16 protein-coding genes are annotated in these 16,564 nt (G+C 68.9%); 13 read left to right on the forward strand and 3 right to left on the reverse strand.

Going from position 1 to position 16,564, the window contains the following annotated elements:
* Positions 1–12 precede the first annotated feature (12 nt).
* From narH to RBB84_RS05580, 4 genes are all read left to right on the forward strand, one after another.
* Positions 13–1,683: a nitrate reductase subunit beta gene (gene narH, locus RBB84_RS05565; RefSeq protein WP_024100667.1), complete on the forward strand. Its 1,671-nt coding sequence runs from the start codon at positions 13–15 to the stop codon at positions 1,681–1,683.
* Positions 1,680–2,345, forward strand: a complete 666-nt coding sequence (gene narJ / locus RBB84_RS05570) for a nitrate reductase molybdenum cofactor assembly chaperone (protein WP_024100668.1) — start codon at positions 1,680–1,682, stop codon at positions 2,343–2,345. The genes narH and narJ overlap by 4 nt, the downstream gene beginning before the upstream one ends.
* Positions 2,342–3,073 (forward strand): respiratory nitrate reductase subunit gamma, encoded by a 732-nt coding sequence (narI, locus tag RBB84_RS05575; protein WP_006551257.1) that lies wholly within the window; start codon positions 2,342–2,344, stop codon positions 3,071–3,073. Before narJ ends, narI begins: the two co-directional genes overlap by 4 nt.
* Before the next feature lie 84 nt (positions 3,074–3,157).
* Entirely contained in the window at positions 3,158–4,495 is a 1,338-nt protein-coding gene (locus RBB84_RS05580; protein ID WP_064256243.1) for a pitrilysin family protein, read from the forward strand.
* On the opposite strand, the gene zapE is transcribed toward RBB84_RS05580, so the two are convergent.
* The gene (gene zapE / locus RBB84_RS05585) at positions 4,444–5,496 is read right to left on the reverse strand and encodes a cell division protein ZapE (RefSeq protein WP_064256242.1); all 1,053 of its coding nucleotides are present in this window, start codon (positions 5,494–5,496) and stop codon (positions 4,444–4,446) included. The genes RBB84_RS05580 and zapE overlap by 52 nt on opposite strands.
* A gap of 50 nt (positions 5,497–5,546) precedes the next feature.
* Here zapE and RBB84_RS05590 point away from each other — a divergent pair, with 50 nt between their 5' ends.
* The 4 genes from RBB84_RS05590 (at position 5,547) to RBB84_RS05605 (ending at position 8,034) form a co-directional block, all read left to right on the forward strand.
* Entirely contained in the window at positions 5,547–6,149 is a 603-nt protein-coding gene (locus RBB84_RS05590) for a TetR/AcrR family transcriptional regulator (RefSeq protein WP_064060421.1), read from the forward strand.
* An 85-nt stretch (positions 6,150–6,234) separates the two neighbouring features.
* Positions 6,235–6,990: a 4-hydroxy-tetrahydrodipicolinate reductase gene (gene dapB, locus RBB84_RS05595; protein WP_024100671.1), complete on the forward strand. Its 756-nt coding sequence runs from the start codon at positions 6,235–6,237 to the stop codon at positions 6,988–6,990.
* Positions 6,987–7,466 carry a hypothetical protein gene (locus RBB84_RS05600; RefSeq protein WP_024100672.1) on the forward strand — a complete coding sequence of 160 codons (480 nt, stop codon included), beginning with the start codon at positions 6,987–6,989 and terminating at the stop codon, positions 7,464–7,466. Before dapB ends, RBB84_RS05600 begins: the two co-directional genes overlap by 4 nt.
* Before the next feature lie 64 nt (positions 7,467–7,530).
* A complete protein-coding gene (locus RBB84_RS05605; protein WP_064256277.1) occupies positions 7,531–8,034 on the forward strand; it encodes a flavodoxin family protein in 504 nt (167 codons plus the stop codon).
* A 2-nt stretch (positions 8,035–8,036) separates the two neighbouring features.
* On the opposite strand, the gene RBB84_RS05610 is transcribed toward RBB84_RS05605, so the two are convergent.
* Complete coding sequence (locus tag RBB84_RS05610) at positions 8,037–8,477, reverse strand: SRPBCC family protein (RefSeq protein WP_006551250.1); 441 nt, start codon at positions 8,475–8,477, stop codon at positions 8,037–8,039.
* A gap of 57 nt (positions 8,478–8,534) precedes the next feature.
* Positions 8,535–9,134, reverse strand: coding sequence for a hypothetical protein (locus RBB84_RS05615; protein ID WP_006551249.1), 600 nt, complete (start codon positions 9,132–9,134; stop codon positions 8,535–8,537).
* Between the two features lie 143 nt (positions 9,135–9,277).
* Between RBB84_RS05615 and thyX the strand changes: the two genes are divergently transcribed.
* The 5 genes from thyX (at position 9,278) to RBB84_RS05640 (ending at position 16,395) form a co-directional block, all read left to right on the forward strand.
* The gene (gene thyX / locus RBB84_RS05620) at positions 9,278–10,033 is read left to right on the forward strand and encodes an FAD-dependent thymidylate synthase (RefSeq protein ID WP_024100675.1); all 756 of its coding nucleotides are present in this window, start codon (positions 9,278–9,280) and stop codon (positions 10,031–10,033) included.
* Between the two features lie 83 nt (positions 10,034–10,116).
* Positions 10,117–11,022, forward strand: a complete 906-nt coding sequence (dapA, locus tag RBB84_RS05625; RefSeq protein ID WP_006551247.1) for a 4-hydroxy-tetrahydrodipicolinate synthase — start codon at positions 10,117–10,119, stop codon at positions 11,020–11,022.
* A complete protein-coding gene (locus RBB84_RS05630) occupies positions 11,022–12,827 on the forward strand; it encodes a ribonuclease J (protein ID WP_019289160.1) in 1,806 nt (601 codons plus the stop codon). Before dapA ends, RBB84_RS05630 begins: the two co-directional genes overlap by 1 nt.
* Positions 12,828–12,904: 77 nt before the next feature.
* Positions 12,905–13,531 (forward strand): TIGR03085 family metal-binding protein, encoded by a 627-nt coding sequence (locus tag RBB84_RS05635; protein WP_024100676.1) that lies wholly within the window; start codon positions 12,905–12,907, stop codon positions 13,529–13,531.
* A gap of 92 nt (positions 13,532–13,623) precedes the next feature.
* Entirely contained in the window at positions 13,624–16,395 is a 2,772-nt protein-coding gene (locus tag RBB84_RS05640; RefSeq protein ID WP_174556273.1) for a DNA translocase FtsK, read from the forward strand.
* Positions 16,396–16,564: the final 169 nt, after the last annotated feature.

The raw sequence follows: 16,564 nt of genomic DNA on the forward strand, positions 1-16,564 counted from the left end.
AGCGAGGCGATCGTGAAGGTCATGGCACAACTCGCGATGGTGATGAACCTCGACAAGTGCATTGGATGCCACACCTGCTCGGTGACCTGCAAACAGGCGTGGACCAACCGGTCGGGCACCGAGTACGTGTGGTTCAACAACGTCGAAACCCGCCCGGGCCAGGGCTATCCGCGCACCTACGAGGACCAGGAACGCTGGCGCGGTGGCTGGGTCCGGGATACCAAGGGACGGCTGCGTCTCCGCGACGGTGGACGCCTCGCGAAACTCGCCCGCATCTTCTCGAACCCGAAGATGCCGTCGATCCACGACTACTACGAACCGTGGACCTACGACTACGACAACCTGACGAACGCCCCGCTCGGCGACCACGTCCCGGTGGCCTCGCCGCGCAGCCTCATCTCCGGTGAACCGATGAAGGTGGAATGGTCGGCGAACTGGGACGACAACCTCGGTGGCTCACCGGCGATCGTGCCCGACGACCCGATCCTGAAGAAGGTCGGCGACCGGGTCAAGCTCGAGTTCGAGCAGACCTTCATGTTCTACCTGCCGCGGATCTGCGAGCACTGCCTCAACCCGTCGTGTGTGGCGTCGTGTCCGTCCGGCGCGATGTACAAGCGGTCGGAGGACGGCATCGTCCTCGTCGACCAGGACCGGTGCCGCGGCTGGCGGATGTGCGTGTCCGGATGCCCGTACAAGAAGGTGTACTTCAACCACAAGACCGGGAAGGCCGAGAAGTGCACCTTCTGCTACCCGCGGGTCGAGGTGGGGCTGCCGACCGTGTGTTCGGAGACATGCGTGGGCAGGCTCCGGTACATCGGTCTGGTCCTCTACGACGTCGATCGGGTCCTGGAGGCAGCATCGGTGGAGAACGACACCGACCTGTACGAGGCGCAACGCGGCCTGCTGCTCGACCCCCGTGACCCCGAGGTGATCGCCGGCGCCCGCGCCGAGGGCATCTCCGACGAGTGGATCGAGGCCGCGCAACGGTCCCCGGTCTACGACCTGATCAGCACTTACCGGGTCGCGTTGCCGCTGCATCCGGAATACCGGACGATGCCGATGGTCTGGTACGTGCCACCGCTGTCACCGGTCGTCGACGCCGTCAGCCGGGAGGGACACGACGGCGAGGACATCGGCAACCTGTTCGGCGCCCTCGACGCCCTGCGCATCCCCATCGCGTACCTCGCGGAACTGTTCACCGCCGGGGACACCGCGACGGTCGAGGCGGTGTTGCGACGACTCGCCGCGATGCGCTCCTACATGCGCGACATCAATCTCGGCCGCGAGACCCGCCCAGAGATCCCCGAGGCCGTCGGCATGACCGAGGAACGGATCTACGAGATGTACCGGCTCCTCGCGCTCGCCAAGTACGACGAGCGGTACGTCATCCCGACCGCCTACGCGGCCGAAGGACATCGGCTCGAGGAGTCGGCGACGGACTGCGCGCTGTCCTACGAAGGTGGCCCCGGCATGTACGAGTCGGGTCCGTTCGGGGAGGCCAGCGGCGTCCCGGTCCCGGTGGCGGTCGAGACCTTCCACGCCCTCGCACAGCGGCAGACCAGTGAGGGGATGGCGGCGAACGCGTCGAACCCGTCGCGGGTGAACCTCCTGAACTGGGACGGCAAGGGCGTACCGACGGGCATGTTCCCGGGCGGTCACGACACGAGGGGGGAGAAGCAATGAGACTGCTGCGTCCACGGCGCGCCGGCGTCGATCGCGCCCTGCACCGTCGCCTCGTCCGTCAGGCCGCGTCGCTGCTGCTCGCCTATCCCGACGCCGGACACGCCGGACGGCTGGACGTCGCCGGGCAGCTCGTCGACCACATCACCGGTCCCGAGCAGGACATGCTGGGGACGGCGGTCCGCGCACTGGACGAACCGGATCTGCTCGTCCTGGCCCAGCGGTACGTCGAGACCTTCGACCTGCGGCGACGCTCGACGATGTACCTGACCTACTGGACCGCGGGCGACACCCGGAATCGCGGCGCCGAGATGCACGCCTTCGCGAGTGCCTACCGCGCCGCGGGCGTCGAGCCGCCCGCCCACGAATCACCCGACCATCTGCCGGTCGTCCTCGAATTCGCGGCCACCGTGGATCCCGCCGCGGGCGAGGAACTCCTCACCCGGTATCGGGTGGCCCTCGACGTGCTGCACACCTCCCTGCACGAGGCCGGCTCGCCGTACGCGCAGGTCGTCGCAGCCGTGTGCGCGACGCTCCCGCCGGTCACCGACCGGGACGAGGAACGGGCCCGGCGCCTCGCGCAGGCGGGACCGCCCCGAGAGTCGATCGGTCTGCAGCCCTTCACCCTGACGGTGCCGCCCCGGCGAGGAGTTCCGGAATCATGAGTGCAGGAGAGATCTTCTGGGACGTGGTGCCGTACGTGACGCTCGCGATCGTCGCGGTGGGGACCTGGTGGCGGTACCGATACGACAAGTTCGGATGGACCACCCGTTCGTCCCAGCTGTACGAGGCGCGGTTGCTGCGCATCGCGAGCCCCATGTTCCACTTCGGGATCCTGGTCGTGATCGTCGGCCACGTCATCGGCCTGGTGATCCCGCAGTCGTGGACCGACGCCGTGGGATTGAGTCAGCACGCCTATCACGTGCAGGCCATCACGCTCGGCACGATCGCGGGTGTCTCGACGCTCGTCGGCATCTCCCTGCTCGTGTATCGCCGTCGCACCCGCGGTCCCGTCTTCAGCGCCACCACTCTCAACGACAAGGTCATGTATGTCGTGCTCGTCGCCGCGATCGTGGCGGGTCTCGCCACCACGCTGATGGGGTCGGGTGTCGTGGGCGAGGAACACAACTACCGGGAGACCGTCTCGCCGTGGTTCCGGTCGATCTGGGTCCTGCAACCCCGCGGCGACCTGATGGTGGAGGCGCCGTTCAGCTTCCAGCTGCACGCGCTGATCGGCCTCGTGCTCTTCGCGATATGGCCGTTCACCCGCCTAGTCCACGCCTTCAGTGCCCCCGTCGGATACCTGTTCCGGCCGTACATCGTCTACCGCAGCCGCGAGGAGGCACGTCCCGGCCGGCTCGTGGGTTCGCAACCGCAACGACGGGGGTGGTGAGCGCGACCGATGGCGGGGGACAGTCCCGGTGTACTGTGAAACGTTCCGCGCCCTCCGACCTTGTCAGGACCACCGAAGATCCCCATGGCTTCCAGTTCCCACGTGAAGAACGACGCTTCGACCCCCGCACCCGTCGCGGCCACCGGCGTCCGCCGCTCGGTCCTCCCCGGGGGAGTGCGGGTCGTCACCGAGCACGTCCCGGGAGTGCGCTCGGCGGCCGTCGGCGTGTGGGTCGGTGTCGGATCCCGCGACGAACAACCGTCGGTCGCAGGCGCCGCCCACTTCCTCGAGCACCTGCTGTTCAAAGCGACCCCGACGCGTACCGCTCTCGACATCGCCGAGACGATGGACGGGATCGGGGGAGAGCTCAACGCGTTCACCAGCAAGGAACACACCTGCTTCTACGCGCACGTGCTCGACGACGACCTGCCGATCGCCGTCGACGTCGTCGCAGACGTCGTCCTGCGCGGCCGGTGCCTGAGCGCGGACGTCGACGTCGAGCGTCAGGTGGTGCTCGAGGAGATCGCGATGCGCGACGACGATCCGGAGGATCTGCTCGGCGACTCGCTGCTCACCGCGCTGTACGGCGATCACCCCATCGGCCGGCCGATCATCGGATCCGTCGAGTCGATCGAGTCCATGACCCGGACCCAGCTGCACTCGTTCCATGTGCGCCGCTACACCCCGCCGCGGATGGTCGTCGCGGTCGCCGGCAACGTCGACCACGCGCACACAGTCGAACTGGTCCGCCGCGCCTTCGCCGGTCACCTGGACGACGCGGCCACCCCCGCGCCCTGCCGCGACGGACGGCTCGAACTGAGCACTGCACCGACGATGAGCATCGTCGAGCGCGACAACGAGCAGGCGCACCTGACGCTCGGCGTGCGGTCCTTCGGTCGGCACGACGGGCGTCGCTGGGCGCTGTCGGTGCTCAACGCAGCCGTCGGCGGTGGGCTGAGTTCGCGCCTGTTCCAGGAGGTGCGCGAGAAGCGGGGCCTGGCCTACTCGGTGTACTCCGGCACCGACACCTTCGCCGACACCGGCGCCTTCTCCGTGTACGCGGGCTGCCAGCCCGACAATCTCGGTGAGGTCGCCGCGGTGGTCCGTGAGGTGCTCACCGACGTGGCCGAACACGGCATCACCGACGCGGAATGCGCTCGCGCAAAGGGGTCGCTGCGCGGCGGTCTCGTGCTCGGACTCGAGGACACCGGGGCGCGCATGCACCGGATCGGCCGCAGCGAACTGAGCTACGGGCAGCACTGGGGCATCACTGAGACCCTCGAACGCATCTCGTCGGTGTCCACCGAGGAGGTGCGCAGCGTGGCAGCCGACCTGCTGCACCGGCCGTTCGCGGTCGCCGTCGCCGGCCCCTACCGGCGCACGCGTGATCTTCCGGCGTCGGTGCGCGCGCTCGTGTCCTGAATCGTCCTCAGCTGAGCCAGTCGGCTCCGGAGGCGTCCGATGTCGTGCGCGACGGGTCCCACCGCGGCAGCGAGTTCCGACGCCGCGACCTCCGAGACGAACACGACCCGCACGTCGCGGTCGTGGAGCACATCCACGAGATTGGCGAACCGCTGCGCGGGTTCGCGACTCACGGTCGTCAGATCCGGGATCTTGTCGACGACCCAGAACAAGTGGTCCGCCGCGAGCGCCAGATAGTCGGCCGGAGCCGTGGGATGCCCGCAGAGATCGCGGAAATCGAACCAGAGACAGTCCTTCTCGGCCCGTAGGGCGCGGAGCGGACGCCCCGCCGGGCGCAGAACCCGATGTTCGACCGGTGCCGGCCGCTCGAGACCGAGCCGTCGTAGCTGCGGATCGGACGGGGAGACGGCCCAGATCCCTGATGCGAATCCCTTCGCATGGTCGGAGCCGAGCCGGTGGTCGCGCGGACCGTCCAGAGCGACGATGGTCGCGCTCCGCTCGACGAGCTCGATCGTCGGGACGAAGCCGTCGTGGAAGAGCGGGTTGGGGAGCAGGTCGCGTGGAGGATAGTTCGAGGTCAGGACGAGACGCGTGCGGCGAGCGAGCAGTGCGGGGAACAGCCGGGCGACGAACGTGCCGTCCGCCGGATCGTGGACGTGGAATTCGTCGAAGCACACGAGTTCGGCGCGGCCGATCAGGTGATCGAGTGCGGCGTCGAGATCGAAGCGGTGCCGTCGCAGCTCGACGTGCAGGTCGCGGAAGAACTCGTGGAAGTGGACGCGCAGCTTGTTCCGTCCGGGATAGGCCGAGAAGTACACGTCGGCGAGCCAGCTCTTGCCGCGTCCGGGTGGGCCCCACAGGTAGACGTTCGGGCGCTCGGGATGACACAGCTGTTCGACAGCGTCGTGTTGCGCGGGATCGAGCACGAACCCCCGGCTGCGCGAGGCGTCCTCGAATACCGTGCGGGGGACGGGGTTCGACGAGGCGGTGTTCGGCGACATGCGGTTTCTGCGTCGGCGCAACCTCACGGCCGTTACTCTATCATCGTAGAGTGACGACTTCACCCGAACGTCCCTCCCGGCGCACGGCCATCAGCGATGCCGCCCTCGAACTCGCCGCCCGCGGTGGCAACCACGCGGTGACGCACACGGGCGTCGACGTGCACCTCGGCCTGCCGAAGGGATCGACCTCCTACTACTTCCGCACCCGCCACGCGCTCGTCTCGGCTGCGATCACCCGCCTCGCCGAACGGTCGCGCGCGGATTTCGCCGCGCTGTTCGACGACACGACCGGCGACCCGAGCCCTCCTGCCGACCTGATCGCGCGCTATCTCGAACGCCTGCTCACTGTGCGTCGCACCGATGTGCTGGCTCGCTACGCGCTCGCGCCCGACGCGCGCCTCGAACCGGAGGCTGCCGAGGCGCTCGCGGCCTGCATGTTCTCGATCTCCGCGGCCACCGATCTCGTGCGGGAGCTCGGTGCGCCGGACCCCGAGACCGCGGGGCGCGATCTGGTGACCCTGCTCGAAGGAGTTCTGTTCGACCGCACCCACGGCGCTCGTGCCCATACATCCTCGGATTCGGACACGGCGTGCGTCGACGAGATCCGTTCGGCGGTCGCTCTGTGGCTCGACGCGCTCTGCGCGCAGCAGTAGGTGGCGTTCGACCCGCTCGGGACGTCTACGGGTGGTTGCGTAGGATTTCCGGGGGAGACGGCAACGAAAGGGCGTGACGACGCAAGTGGATGCAACAAAGGTTCGGGTGGGTGTACTCGGTGCTGCCGGCAAGGTCGGCCAGGCGATCTGCGCCGCCGTCGACGCCGCGTCCGATCTCGAGCTCGTCGCCACCGTCGACAAGGGCGACAGCCTCGACGCCTTCGTGAACTCGCAGACCCAGGTGGTCGTCGACTTCACCCACCCCGACGTCGTCATGGACAACCTGCACTTCCTCGTCGAGAACGGCATCCACGCCGTGGTCGGAACCACCGGCTTCGACGACGAGCGGCTGGATCGCGTGCGGAGCTGGCTCGCCGACCGCCCCGAGGTGGGCGTGCTCATCGCGCCGAACTTCGCGATCGGTGCCGTGCTGTCGATGCGCTTCGCTCAGACCGCCGCCCGGTTCTTCGATTCCGTCGAGGTGATCGAGCTGCACCACCCGAACAAGGCCGACGCCCCGTCCGGCACCGCCTACCGCACCGCCCGTCTGATCGCGCAGGCCCGCGCCGAGGCCGGTGTGGCTCCGAGCCCGGACGCCACCACCACCGAACTCGACGGTGCGCGCGGCGGTGACGTCGACGGTGTCCGCGTGCACTCCGTGCGTCTCGCCGGCCTCGTCGCTCACCAGGAGGTGCTGCTCGGCACCCAGGGCGAGACCCTCACCATTCGGCACGACTCGATCGACCGTTCCTCCTTCGCTCCCGGCGTGCTGCTCGGTGTGCGGGAGATCGGTAAGCGACCGGGGCTGACCGTCGGAATCGATCCCCTCCTCGACCTGTGAGAACCGGCTCGCTCAAGGTCCTCGTCCCCATTGCGTTCATCGTGGTGGCGCTGGGGTTCTACTTCGTTCTGCTCGGCTCCACCGGCCTGGAACTGGTCCGGTCCGGTGAGGTCGCGGCGATCGGTCTCGGGATCGGCATCCTCATTCTCCCGATCGTGGGAGCCTGGATCGTCTACGCGACCCTCCGCGCAGGGCTGCAGCATCAGCACCTCGCGCGGCGGATCCACGACGAAGGCCTCGAACTCGACATCGACGACCTGCCCCGCATGCCGTCGGGGCGGGTCGAGCGGGACGCCGCCGACGAACTGTTCGCGACCGTAAAGCAGGAATGGGAAGCCGACCCCGATAACTGGCGGAACTCCTACCGGCTCGCACGCGCCTACGACTATGCGGGCGACCGCAGTCGTGCGCGGGAGACGATGCGCCGAGCCGTTGCGCTCGAGAAGCTCGAACGGGACGGCCAAGCCGGTTCCTGAACCGGCGAGCGGCTTTGACAACCTCGAGATGGTGCAGCAGCCTGCTGATGTGACGGACGAGGCTGTGGAAGACCGGGCAGGGGCGGGCGAGGCAGGGCGCGAGGACGGATCCAGCACAGTGCTGGTGGTGCATCACACCCCCTCGCCGCCGACTCGCGAGATCCTCGAAGCCGTCCTGGAGGGAGCGCGGGACCCGGAGATCACGGGTGTCACCGTCCGGGTGGTCCCCGCGCTGGGCGCCACGGTGCCCGATGTGCTGGCCGCCGACGGCTTCCTGTTCGGCACGACAGCCAATTTCGGTTACATGTCGGGTGCGCTCAAGCACTTCTTCGACACGGTCTACTACCCGTGTCTCGATGCCGTGGCCGGCCGTCCCTACGGTCTGTGGGTGCACGGGAACAACGACACCGCCGGCGCTGTGGCGTCGGTTCGGCGCTTGACCACCGGGTTGGGTCTCGTGCAGGCTGCTGCCGATCTCGAGATCACCGGACCGGTCGACGCGAAGGTACGCGAGCAGTGCTACGAGCTCGGCGCCATCGTCGCGGCGACCGCGGCCGGTGACATCTGACGTCAGCGGAAGTTCTTCTCCGTGAACGACTTGAGGCCCTTTCCGGCGGTTTCGAGGGCCATCTTCTCGGCGCGCCGCACGAGGAATCCGGGGATGGGGACCTTCGGATCGATGGTCAGTGAGAACTCGGCCGTCGTGCCGGATCCCTTGGCGGTGAGGGTGTAGGCGCCGTCCTGCTGGCGCTGCTGGCTGCTCTCCACCAGGGTCCACGACATCGACCCGTCGCCGTTCCAGGAGTACTCGACGACCTGCTCGTCGGTGATGCCGACGATCGAGACGGTCATCCGTACGCGGTGGGGTCGTCCGTCGGGGTGGGTGGACTCGACGGTGACGGACTTGTGGGTCGACGACCACTCGGGCAGGCGTTCGACCGCGGCGAGCGCGGCCATCACCTGCTCCGGGGTTGCGTCGATGTCGAAACTCCTGGTGCTGCTGACTGCCATGCGCCCTCCGCGTCGCCCGATTGTGTGCGTCGGCACTCTATCGTGCGGTGAGGTGCCTTACGCGTCGCTGCGCGGGTTCGTGTCGTCGGGGCCCGCAGTGTCGTTGCGGCCGGCGGCGTCGTCCGGGCCCGCGGTGTCGCTCGGGTCGGACGGCTGCGGCTCGGTGGGTGCGGGCGGGGTGGGCTTCGCCCAGCCACCCTGACGGCGCCATTCGTCGGCGCGGCGCTGATAGCGCATCTGCTCCCGTAGGGCGCCCTGTACCGCCTGCGCCATCCAGGAGTTGAGTGACACTCCGCTCTGCTGCGCCGCTTCCTCGGCCTTGGTCTTGATCTGTTCGACGAGGCGCAGGGTGACCCGGCTGATGTCGCCCGTCATCTCCTCGAAGGACGGCGTCGGATCCTCGTGCGGGGGAGCGGGTTCGCTGTGGACGGCGAGGACGGCATCGGTGCCGTCGAGGCGCACCGTGACGGTGCGGTCGCCGAGTTCGTCGCTGATCTCGTTGGCCATGTCGGACAGTGCTGCCAGGACCGCGAGGCGGACGGGTGCGGCGATGGCGGTCGCGAGGGCTGCGGCGGTGCGTCGGGTCTGCTCGTCGCCGAGTTCGGCTGCGGAGATCACGGAGTCCGTGATGGCGGACGTGTACTTGTCGATGTCCATGACGCCAGTGTGACGTCACCGATGATGTCACGCAAGGTGTCATCGTGATGTCATCGATCGTCGCAGGTCGAGGCGCGTTAGTGTGCGGACGGAAGAGACGGCGCGTCCGGAGGATGCGCGACGACCGAGGCGAGGAGGAGACGATGGCGCCCGAACCCGCCGTTCCGAAGGTCCGGCTCATCGCCACGACGGAGTTCCACGTCCCCGACGACGTCGACTGGGACACCGACGCCGAGGGCGGCGAAGCGCTCGTCGAGTTCGCCGGTCGCGCCTGCTACCAGAGCTGGTCCAAGCCCAACCCCCGCACCGCGACGAACGGCGGATATCTCCGTCACCTGCTCACCGTGGGGCACCTGTCCGTTCTCGAACACGCGACGGCGACCTTCTACATCACCGGCATCTCCCGTTCGTGCACGCACGAGCTGATCCGGCACCGGCACTTCTCGTTCTCGCAGCTGTCGCAGCGTTTCGTCGCCGACGGTGAGGTGCCCGTGGTGGTTCCGCCCGCGATTGCGGGCGATGCCGAACTCGAGGAGTTGTTCTTCGCGGCCGCGGAGCGCAGCCGCGAGGCGTATGTGGCGCTGTTGGCGGCGCTCGACGAGAAGCTCTCGCATCTTCCCGCCGGTCCGTTGCGCGCCAAGCAGGTCCGGGAGGCCGCCCGGGCGGTGCTCCCCAACGCCACGGAGACCCGCATCGTCGTCACCGGAAACTACCGATCGTGGCGTCACTTCGTCGCCATGCGCGCGACCGAACATGCCGACGTCGAGATCCGGCGTCTCGCCGTCGAATGTGTGCGTCAGCTCGCGGATGCCGCACCGAACGCGTTCTCGGACTTCGCGATCACGAAGCTGGCCGACGGCAGTGAGATCGCAGCTCCCACGCTTGCGACCGACCTCTGATCGACCGCTACACCGATCTGTGATCCGTCTTCGGGGGGCGGGCGTGTGTCGAGGCGGCCCTGCCACGCGGTAGCCTTCTGACCATGACCAACGGTGATTCCGCAACTGCTGTCGAGCTTCCGTTCGGCACCGTCGCCACAGCGATGGTGACCCCGTTCACTGCCGATGGCAAGCTCGACGTGGATGCGGGCGTGAGTCTGGCGAACTACCTCGTCGACGGTGGCTGTGACGCACTGGTTCTCGCCGGTACGACCGGCGAATCGCCCACGACGACCGAGAACGAGAAGATGGAGCTGATGCGGGCCGTGCTCGCATCCGTCGGCGACCGCGCCAAGATCATCGCCGGGGCCGGCAGCAACGACACCGCCCACAGCGTCGAGCTCGCCCGCGACGCCGCGCGAGCCGGTGCGCACGGCCTGCTCGTGGTGACCCCGTACTACTCGCGGCCCCCGCAGGCCGGCCTCTACGCCCACTTCGTCGCGGTGGCCGACGCGACCGATCTGCCGGTCATGCTCTACGACATCCCACCTCGATCCGTCGTGCCGATCGAGACCGACACACTGCGTCTGCTCGCCGAGCACCCGCGGATCGTCGCGGTGAAGGACGCCAAGGGCGATCTGAACGCGGGCGCCGAGCTGATCGGTACCACCGACCTGAAGTTCTACTCGGGCGACGACCCCCTGAACCTGCCGTGGCTGTCCGTCGGCGCCGTCGGATTCGTCAGCGTCATCGGCCATCTCGTGCCCGGTCGCCTGCGCGAGCTGCACACCGCTTTCGAAGCCGGCGATCTCGAGCTCGCCCGCCGCATCAATCTGTCGATGGTGCCCATCTATCGCGCCGTCGCTCGGCTGGGCGGCGTGAGCGCCTCGAAGGCCGGCCTGCGGCTGCTCGGCATCGACGTCGGAGAGCCTCGTCTGCCGCAGGTCGCCCCGGTGACCGCGCAGATCGACGCTCTCGCGGCGGATCTCCAGGCTGCGGGGGTGCTGTGATGAGCCGCCCCGCACGCGGCCGGGGCCGCGCCACCCGCAACGCCGGTCCGCCCGCCCGCGTTCCGCGGCGTGTCGCGCAGAACTCGGCGAACCCCCAGCGTCCGGACGCCCGCATCGTCGATCCCACCGAGCGATTGGGTCTGCCGCCGAAGGCTCCTCGCGACGGTCTGCGGGTCGTCGCGCTCGGCGGTATCGGCGAGATCGGCCGCAACATGACGGTCTTCGAGCACCAGGGCCGGCTGCTCGTCGTCGACTGCGGGGTGCTCTTTCCCGAGGACCAGCAGCCGGGCGTCGACCTGATCCTGCCCGACTTCCGGTATATCGAGGACCGGATGGACGACGTCGAGGCGATCGTCCTCACCCACGGCCACGAGGACCACATCGGTGCCGTGCCGTTCCTCCTGCGCCTGCGCCCCGACATCCCGGTCGTCGGGTCCAAGTTCACCCTGGCGCTCGTCGCGGCGAAGTGCCGCGAACACCGCCAGCGTCCCAACCTCGTCGAGGTCGTCGAGGGGCAGACCACCTCGCACGGTCCGTTCGAGTGCGAGTACTTCGCGGTCAACCACTCCATCCCGGACGCGATCGCCGTCGCGATCCGCACCGCTGCGGGCATCGTGCTGCACACCGGCGACATCAAGCTCGACCAGCTGCCGCTCGACAACCGTCTCACCGACCTCGCGGGCTTCTCCCGCCTCGGCGACGAGGGTGTCGACCTGTTCCTCGTCGACTCGACGAACGCCGAGGTCCCCGGCTTCGTCACACCGGAGCGCGAGATCGGCGGAGTGCTCGACACCGTCATCGGCAAGGCCGCCAACCGGGTGATCGTCGCGTCCTTCGCGAGCCACGTGCACCGCATCCAGCAGATCGTCGACGTCGCCGAGCGCTACAACCGGCGTGTGGCGTTCGTCGGCCGGTCGATGGTCCGCAACATGCAGATCGCGCAGGATCTGGGCTACCTGAACGTGCCCGACGGCCTCGAGGTCGACATCGACACCGCCGCGAGCCTGCCCGACGACCGGGTCGTGCTGGTCTCCACCGGTTCGCAGGGCGAACCGCTCTCGGCGCTGTCCCGGATGGCGCGCGGCGAGCACCGGCAGATCAACATCCGGGCCGACGACCTCGTCGTCCTCGCGTCGTCGCTGATCCCTGGCAACGAGAACTCCGTGTTCGCGGTCGTCAACGGCCTGGCCAAGCGCGGCGCGAAGGTCGTCACCCAGCAGAACGCGAAGGTGCACGTCTCCGGTCACGCGTCGGCCGGCGAGCTGCTGTATCTCTACAACGCGGTGCGACCCACCAACGCGATGCCCGTCCATGGCGAGTGGCGCCACCTGCGGGCGAACGCCGCACTGGCCGAGGCCACGGGTGTTCCCCGCGAGCGGATCGTGCTCGCGGAGGACGGTGTGGTCGTCGACATGGTCGACGGACTCGCGGAAATCGTCGGGCGCGTCCCGGTCGGTCACGTCTACGTCGACGGCCTGTCGGTAGGCGACGTGGGCGAGTCCACGCTGTCCGATCGTCTCGTCCTCGGCGAGGGTGGTTTCATCTCCATCTCAGTCGCGGTCGACGCCGCGACCGGCCGTGCGGTGAGCACCCCGGAGGTCTCCGGTCGCGGTTTCTCCGACGACCCGGACGCACTCGACGAGGCGGCGCAGCTCGTCGACAAGGCGCTCAACGAACTCGCTGCCGAAGGGGTCACGGAGACCCATCGCATCGCCCAGGGCATCCGCCGGGTCGTCGGCCGCTGGGTCGCCGAGACCTATCGTCGTCGCCCGATGATCGTGCCCACGGTGATCCCGGTCTCCTGATTGCGGTCCGCGCGGGCCCGCCGAACACGCGGGCTCGCGCGATGGGCGAGGGCAGGAGTGATCGCTAGAGTGGCGGAATGAGCCTCGCCCGAAGCGAACGACATGCCCTCGTCCGCACCATGTCCGAGGTCGGACCCGACGCGCCGACGCTCTGCGGCGACTGGACGGTCCGGGATCTCGCCGCGCACCTGCTCGTCCGCGAGCGCCGCGTGGACGCGATGCCCGGCATCGTCGTCCCGGCCCTGGCCGATCACACGGAGAAGGTGCGACGCTCCGCCACCGACCGACAGTGGGCACACGTGCTCGCCGACGTCGATTCCGGCCCGCCGAAGTGGTCGCCGATGTTCCTGTTCGACGCCGTCGCCAACGCGGCGGAGATGTTCGTGCACCATGAGGACGTGCGCCGCGCGCAGCCCGGATGGGAGCCGCGGACGCTGTCGGCGGACGATCAGGACCAGCTTTGGCGCATCGCGCGGATGATCGGACGCAACAGCTACGGCGGATGCGACGTCACGGTGATCTTCGAGAGGTTCGGTTCCGGCGAGCGGGTCGCCCTGCGCAAGCGCGGTCCGCGCACCGTCGTGCTGCGCGGCGAACCGTCCGAACTCGTGCTGCACGCCTTCGGCCGCGACCAGGTGCGGCTCGAGATCGAGGGCGACGAGTCGGCGGTCTCCGAACTGGCGGGATCGAAACGCGGCCTGTGAGCGCTCGCCCGGACGGCGTGTGACCAGTGCCGCCGACCGGTACCCGTGTTGCTGATGGTTCATGAGAGGTCCGTGCGGCTACCCTGGCGGATATGGCAGGAAAGTCGTCGGGCAGCCGCGGAACGTCGTCTACGACCTCTCGGTCGCGGACGGGGGCGCGGGGCTCGGGCGGCAGCACCTCCCGTGCTCGCAGCGCGGGTGCCTCCACCTCGAAGACCAGATCGACCGCGAAGACGAAGGCGTCCGGATCGACCCGGTCCACCCCTGCGCGCAAGCCGCGCGCCGCGGCCTCGACCGCGAACCGTCGCAGCGGCGGCACCGCACGTCGCGCTCCGGCCGCGAGTCGACGCCCCGCGCCCGCCCGTCCCCGGCGCAGTTCCGGGGGGATCCTCACCGCCGTGGGCCGCACCGTCGGCGCCGGCTGGATGATGACGGCCCGCGCTGTCGGAGCCACGACCCGCACGATGGGTCGCGCCACCGAGATCGAGTCCGGACACCGTCGCGACGGCATCGCGCTCGGATTGATCTCCATCGGTGTGATCATCGCCGGCACGGTGTGGTTCGGCGTCGGCGGCCCGGTGGGGGAGTGGGTCGAGACGGCCGTCCGCGCCATAACCGGTGGTGCGAGCGCGGTCCTTCCGCTCGTCGCGGTCGGCATCGCGGTGACGCTCATGCGCACCGAACCGCATCCCGAGATCCGTCCCCGGCTCGTCGTCGGCGGACTGCTCGTCGGTCTCCCCGCACTGGGCCTGTGGCACGTCGCCTCCGGTTCACCCACCGACGCGGAGGGCCGCTCGGAAGGGGCCGGTTTCGTCGGTGCCGCCGTGGGCGGCCCGCTCACTTCCGGGCTCACCGTCTGGCTGTCCGTGCCGCTGATGCTCCTCGCGGCGGGCTTCGGGATCCTGCTGCTCACCGGCACCACGGTGCGGGAGCTGCCCGAACTGTTCCGCGACTACTTCGGCCTCGGCTACCGCGCCGACGACGAGTACGGCGACTACGACGACGATTACGGCTACGACGAGCCGCCGATGTTCGACGCCGACGGCTACCCGATCGACGAGCCGCCCGCCCCCAAGCGGTCCCGCCGCCGGCGTACCCCGGTGGAGAACTACCCGCCTGACGAGTTCGACGGCGACGCGAAGACCGAGGTGCTCCCGCTGTGGGACGACCGCGCATCCGAACCCGAGGCGCCCGCCTCACCGCCGGCCACACTGGAGGTGCCCTCGGTCGCCGAGACCCCGGCCGCAGCGCCGGCCCCGGCTCCCGCCCGCAAGAAGCCGAAGGCCGCCCCGGTACCCGAGGTCGTCGACCAGACCTCCGAGCCGGAACCGGCCGAGACGTTCGTGCGCGACCGCGAGGTCGACGGCGACTACACGCTGCCCTCACTGGAGTTGCTCACCAAGGGCGACCCGCCCAAGACGCGGTCGGCCGCGAACGACCAGATGATCGAGGCGATCACCGAGGTCCTCGAACAGTTCAAGATCGACGCCGCGGTCACCGGCTTCACCCGTGGCCCGACCGTCACCCGCTACGAGGTCGAACTCGGCCCCGGCGTCAAAGTCGAGAAGATCACCGCGCTCGCCCGCAACATCGCGTATGCGGTTGCGACCGACAACGTCCGGTTGCTCGCACCGATCCCGGGCAAGTCCGCCGTCGGCATCGAAGTCCCCAACACCGACCGCGAACTCGTGCGGCTGTCGGACGTGCTCGCAGCACCGTCGACCCGCCGCGACCATCACCCCCTCGTCATCGGTCTCGGCAAGGACATCGAGGGCGACTTCGTCTCCGCCAACCTCGCGAAGATGCCGCACCTGTTGGTCGCCGGTTCGACCGGTTCCGGTAAGTCGAGCTTCGTCAACTCGATGCTCGTGTCGCTGCTCATCCGCGCGACGCCCGACGAGGTGCGGATGATCCTCATCGACCCCAAGATGGTCGAGCTGACGCCCTACGAGGGCATCCCGCACCTGATCACGCCGATCATCACGCAGCCGAAGAAGGCCGCGGCGGCACTGGCCTGGCTCGTCGAGGAGATGGAGCAGCGCTACCAGGACATGCAGGCCAACCGCGTGCGCCACATCGACGACTTCAACACGAAGGTGAAGTCGGGGGAGATCACCGCACCGCTCGGTAGCGAGCGCGTGTACCGGCCGTATCCGTACATCCTCGCCATCGTCGACGAGCTCGCCGACCTGATGATGACGGCCCCACGCGACGTCGAGGACGCGATCGTCCGCATCACCCAGAAGGCCCGCGCCGCCGGCATCCACCTCGTGCTCGCCACCCAGCGACCCTCGGTGGACGTCGTCACGGGTCTCATCAAGACGAACGTGCCCTCGCGACTCGCGTTCGCGACGAGTTCGCTCACCGACTCGCGTGTCATCCTCGACCAGCCCGGTGCCGAGAAGCTCATCGGTATGGGCGACGGACTGTTCCTGCCGATGGGTGCGGGCAAGCCGATCCGCCTGCAGGGTGCGTTCATCACCGACGAGGAGATTGCAGGGGTCGTCGACTTCGCCAAGAACCAGGCCGAACCCGAGTACAACGAGGGCGTCACCGCCCCGAAGGCCGGCGACAAGAAGGACGTCGACCCCGACATCGGCGACGACCTCGACGTCTTCCTGCAGGCCGTCGAACTCGTCGTCACGAGCCAGTTCGGTTCGACGTCGATGCTGCAGCGCAAGCTCCGCGTCGGCTTCGCCAAGGCCGGTCGCCTGATGGACCTGATGGAGACCCGAGGCGTGGTCGGGCCGAGCGAGGGCAGCAAGGCCCGCGAGGTGCTGGTCAAACCCGAGGAACTCGATGGCCTGCTGTACTCGATCCGTGGCGGCGGGGATCCGGTGGAAGTGCCTGCCGCAGAGCAGTGAGACATACCCGTTCGACCGGCCGTCCCTGTTGCCTTCCGGCGGGAAGTGACGATGTGTGGCACAATCGTGGGAGCTGTGGAGGGGAGTATCCCCAGATCCGCGGCGGTCTCGTCAACACGTTCGGCACCGATGCCGTCCCGGGGCCGTCGGTCCGGCGATAGTCCGGGCG

This window comes from Rhodococcus sp. D-6 (assembly GCF_040256695.1).
Taxonomy (GTDB): Bacteria; Actinomycetota; Actinomycetes; order Mycobacteriales; family Mycobacteriaceae; genus Rhodococcus; species Rhodococcus pyridinivorans.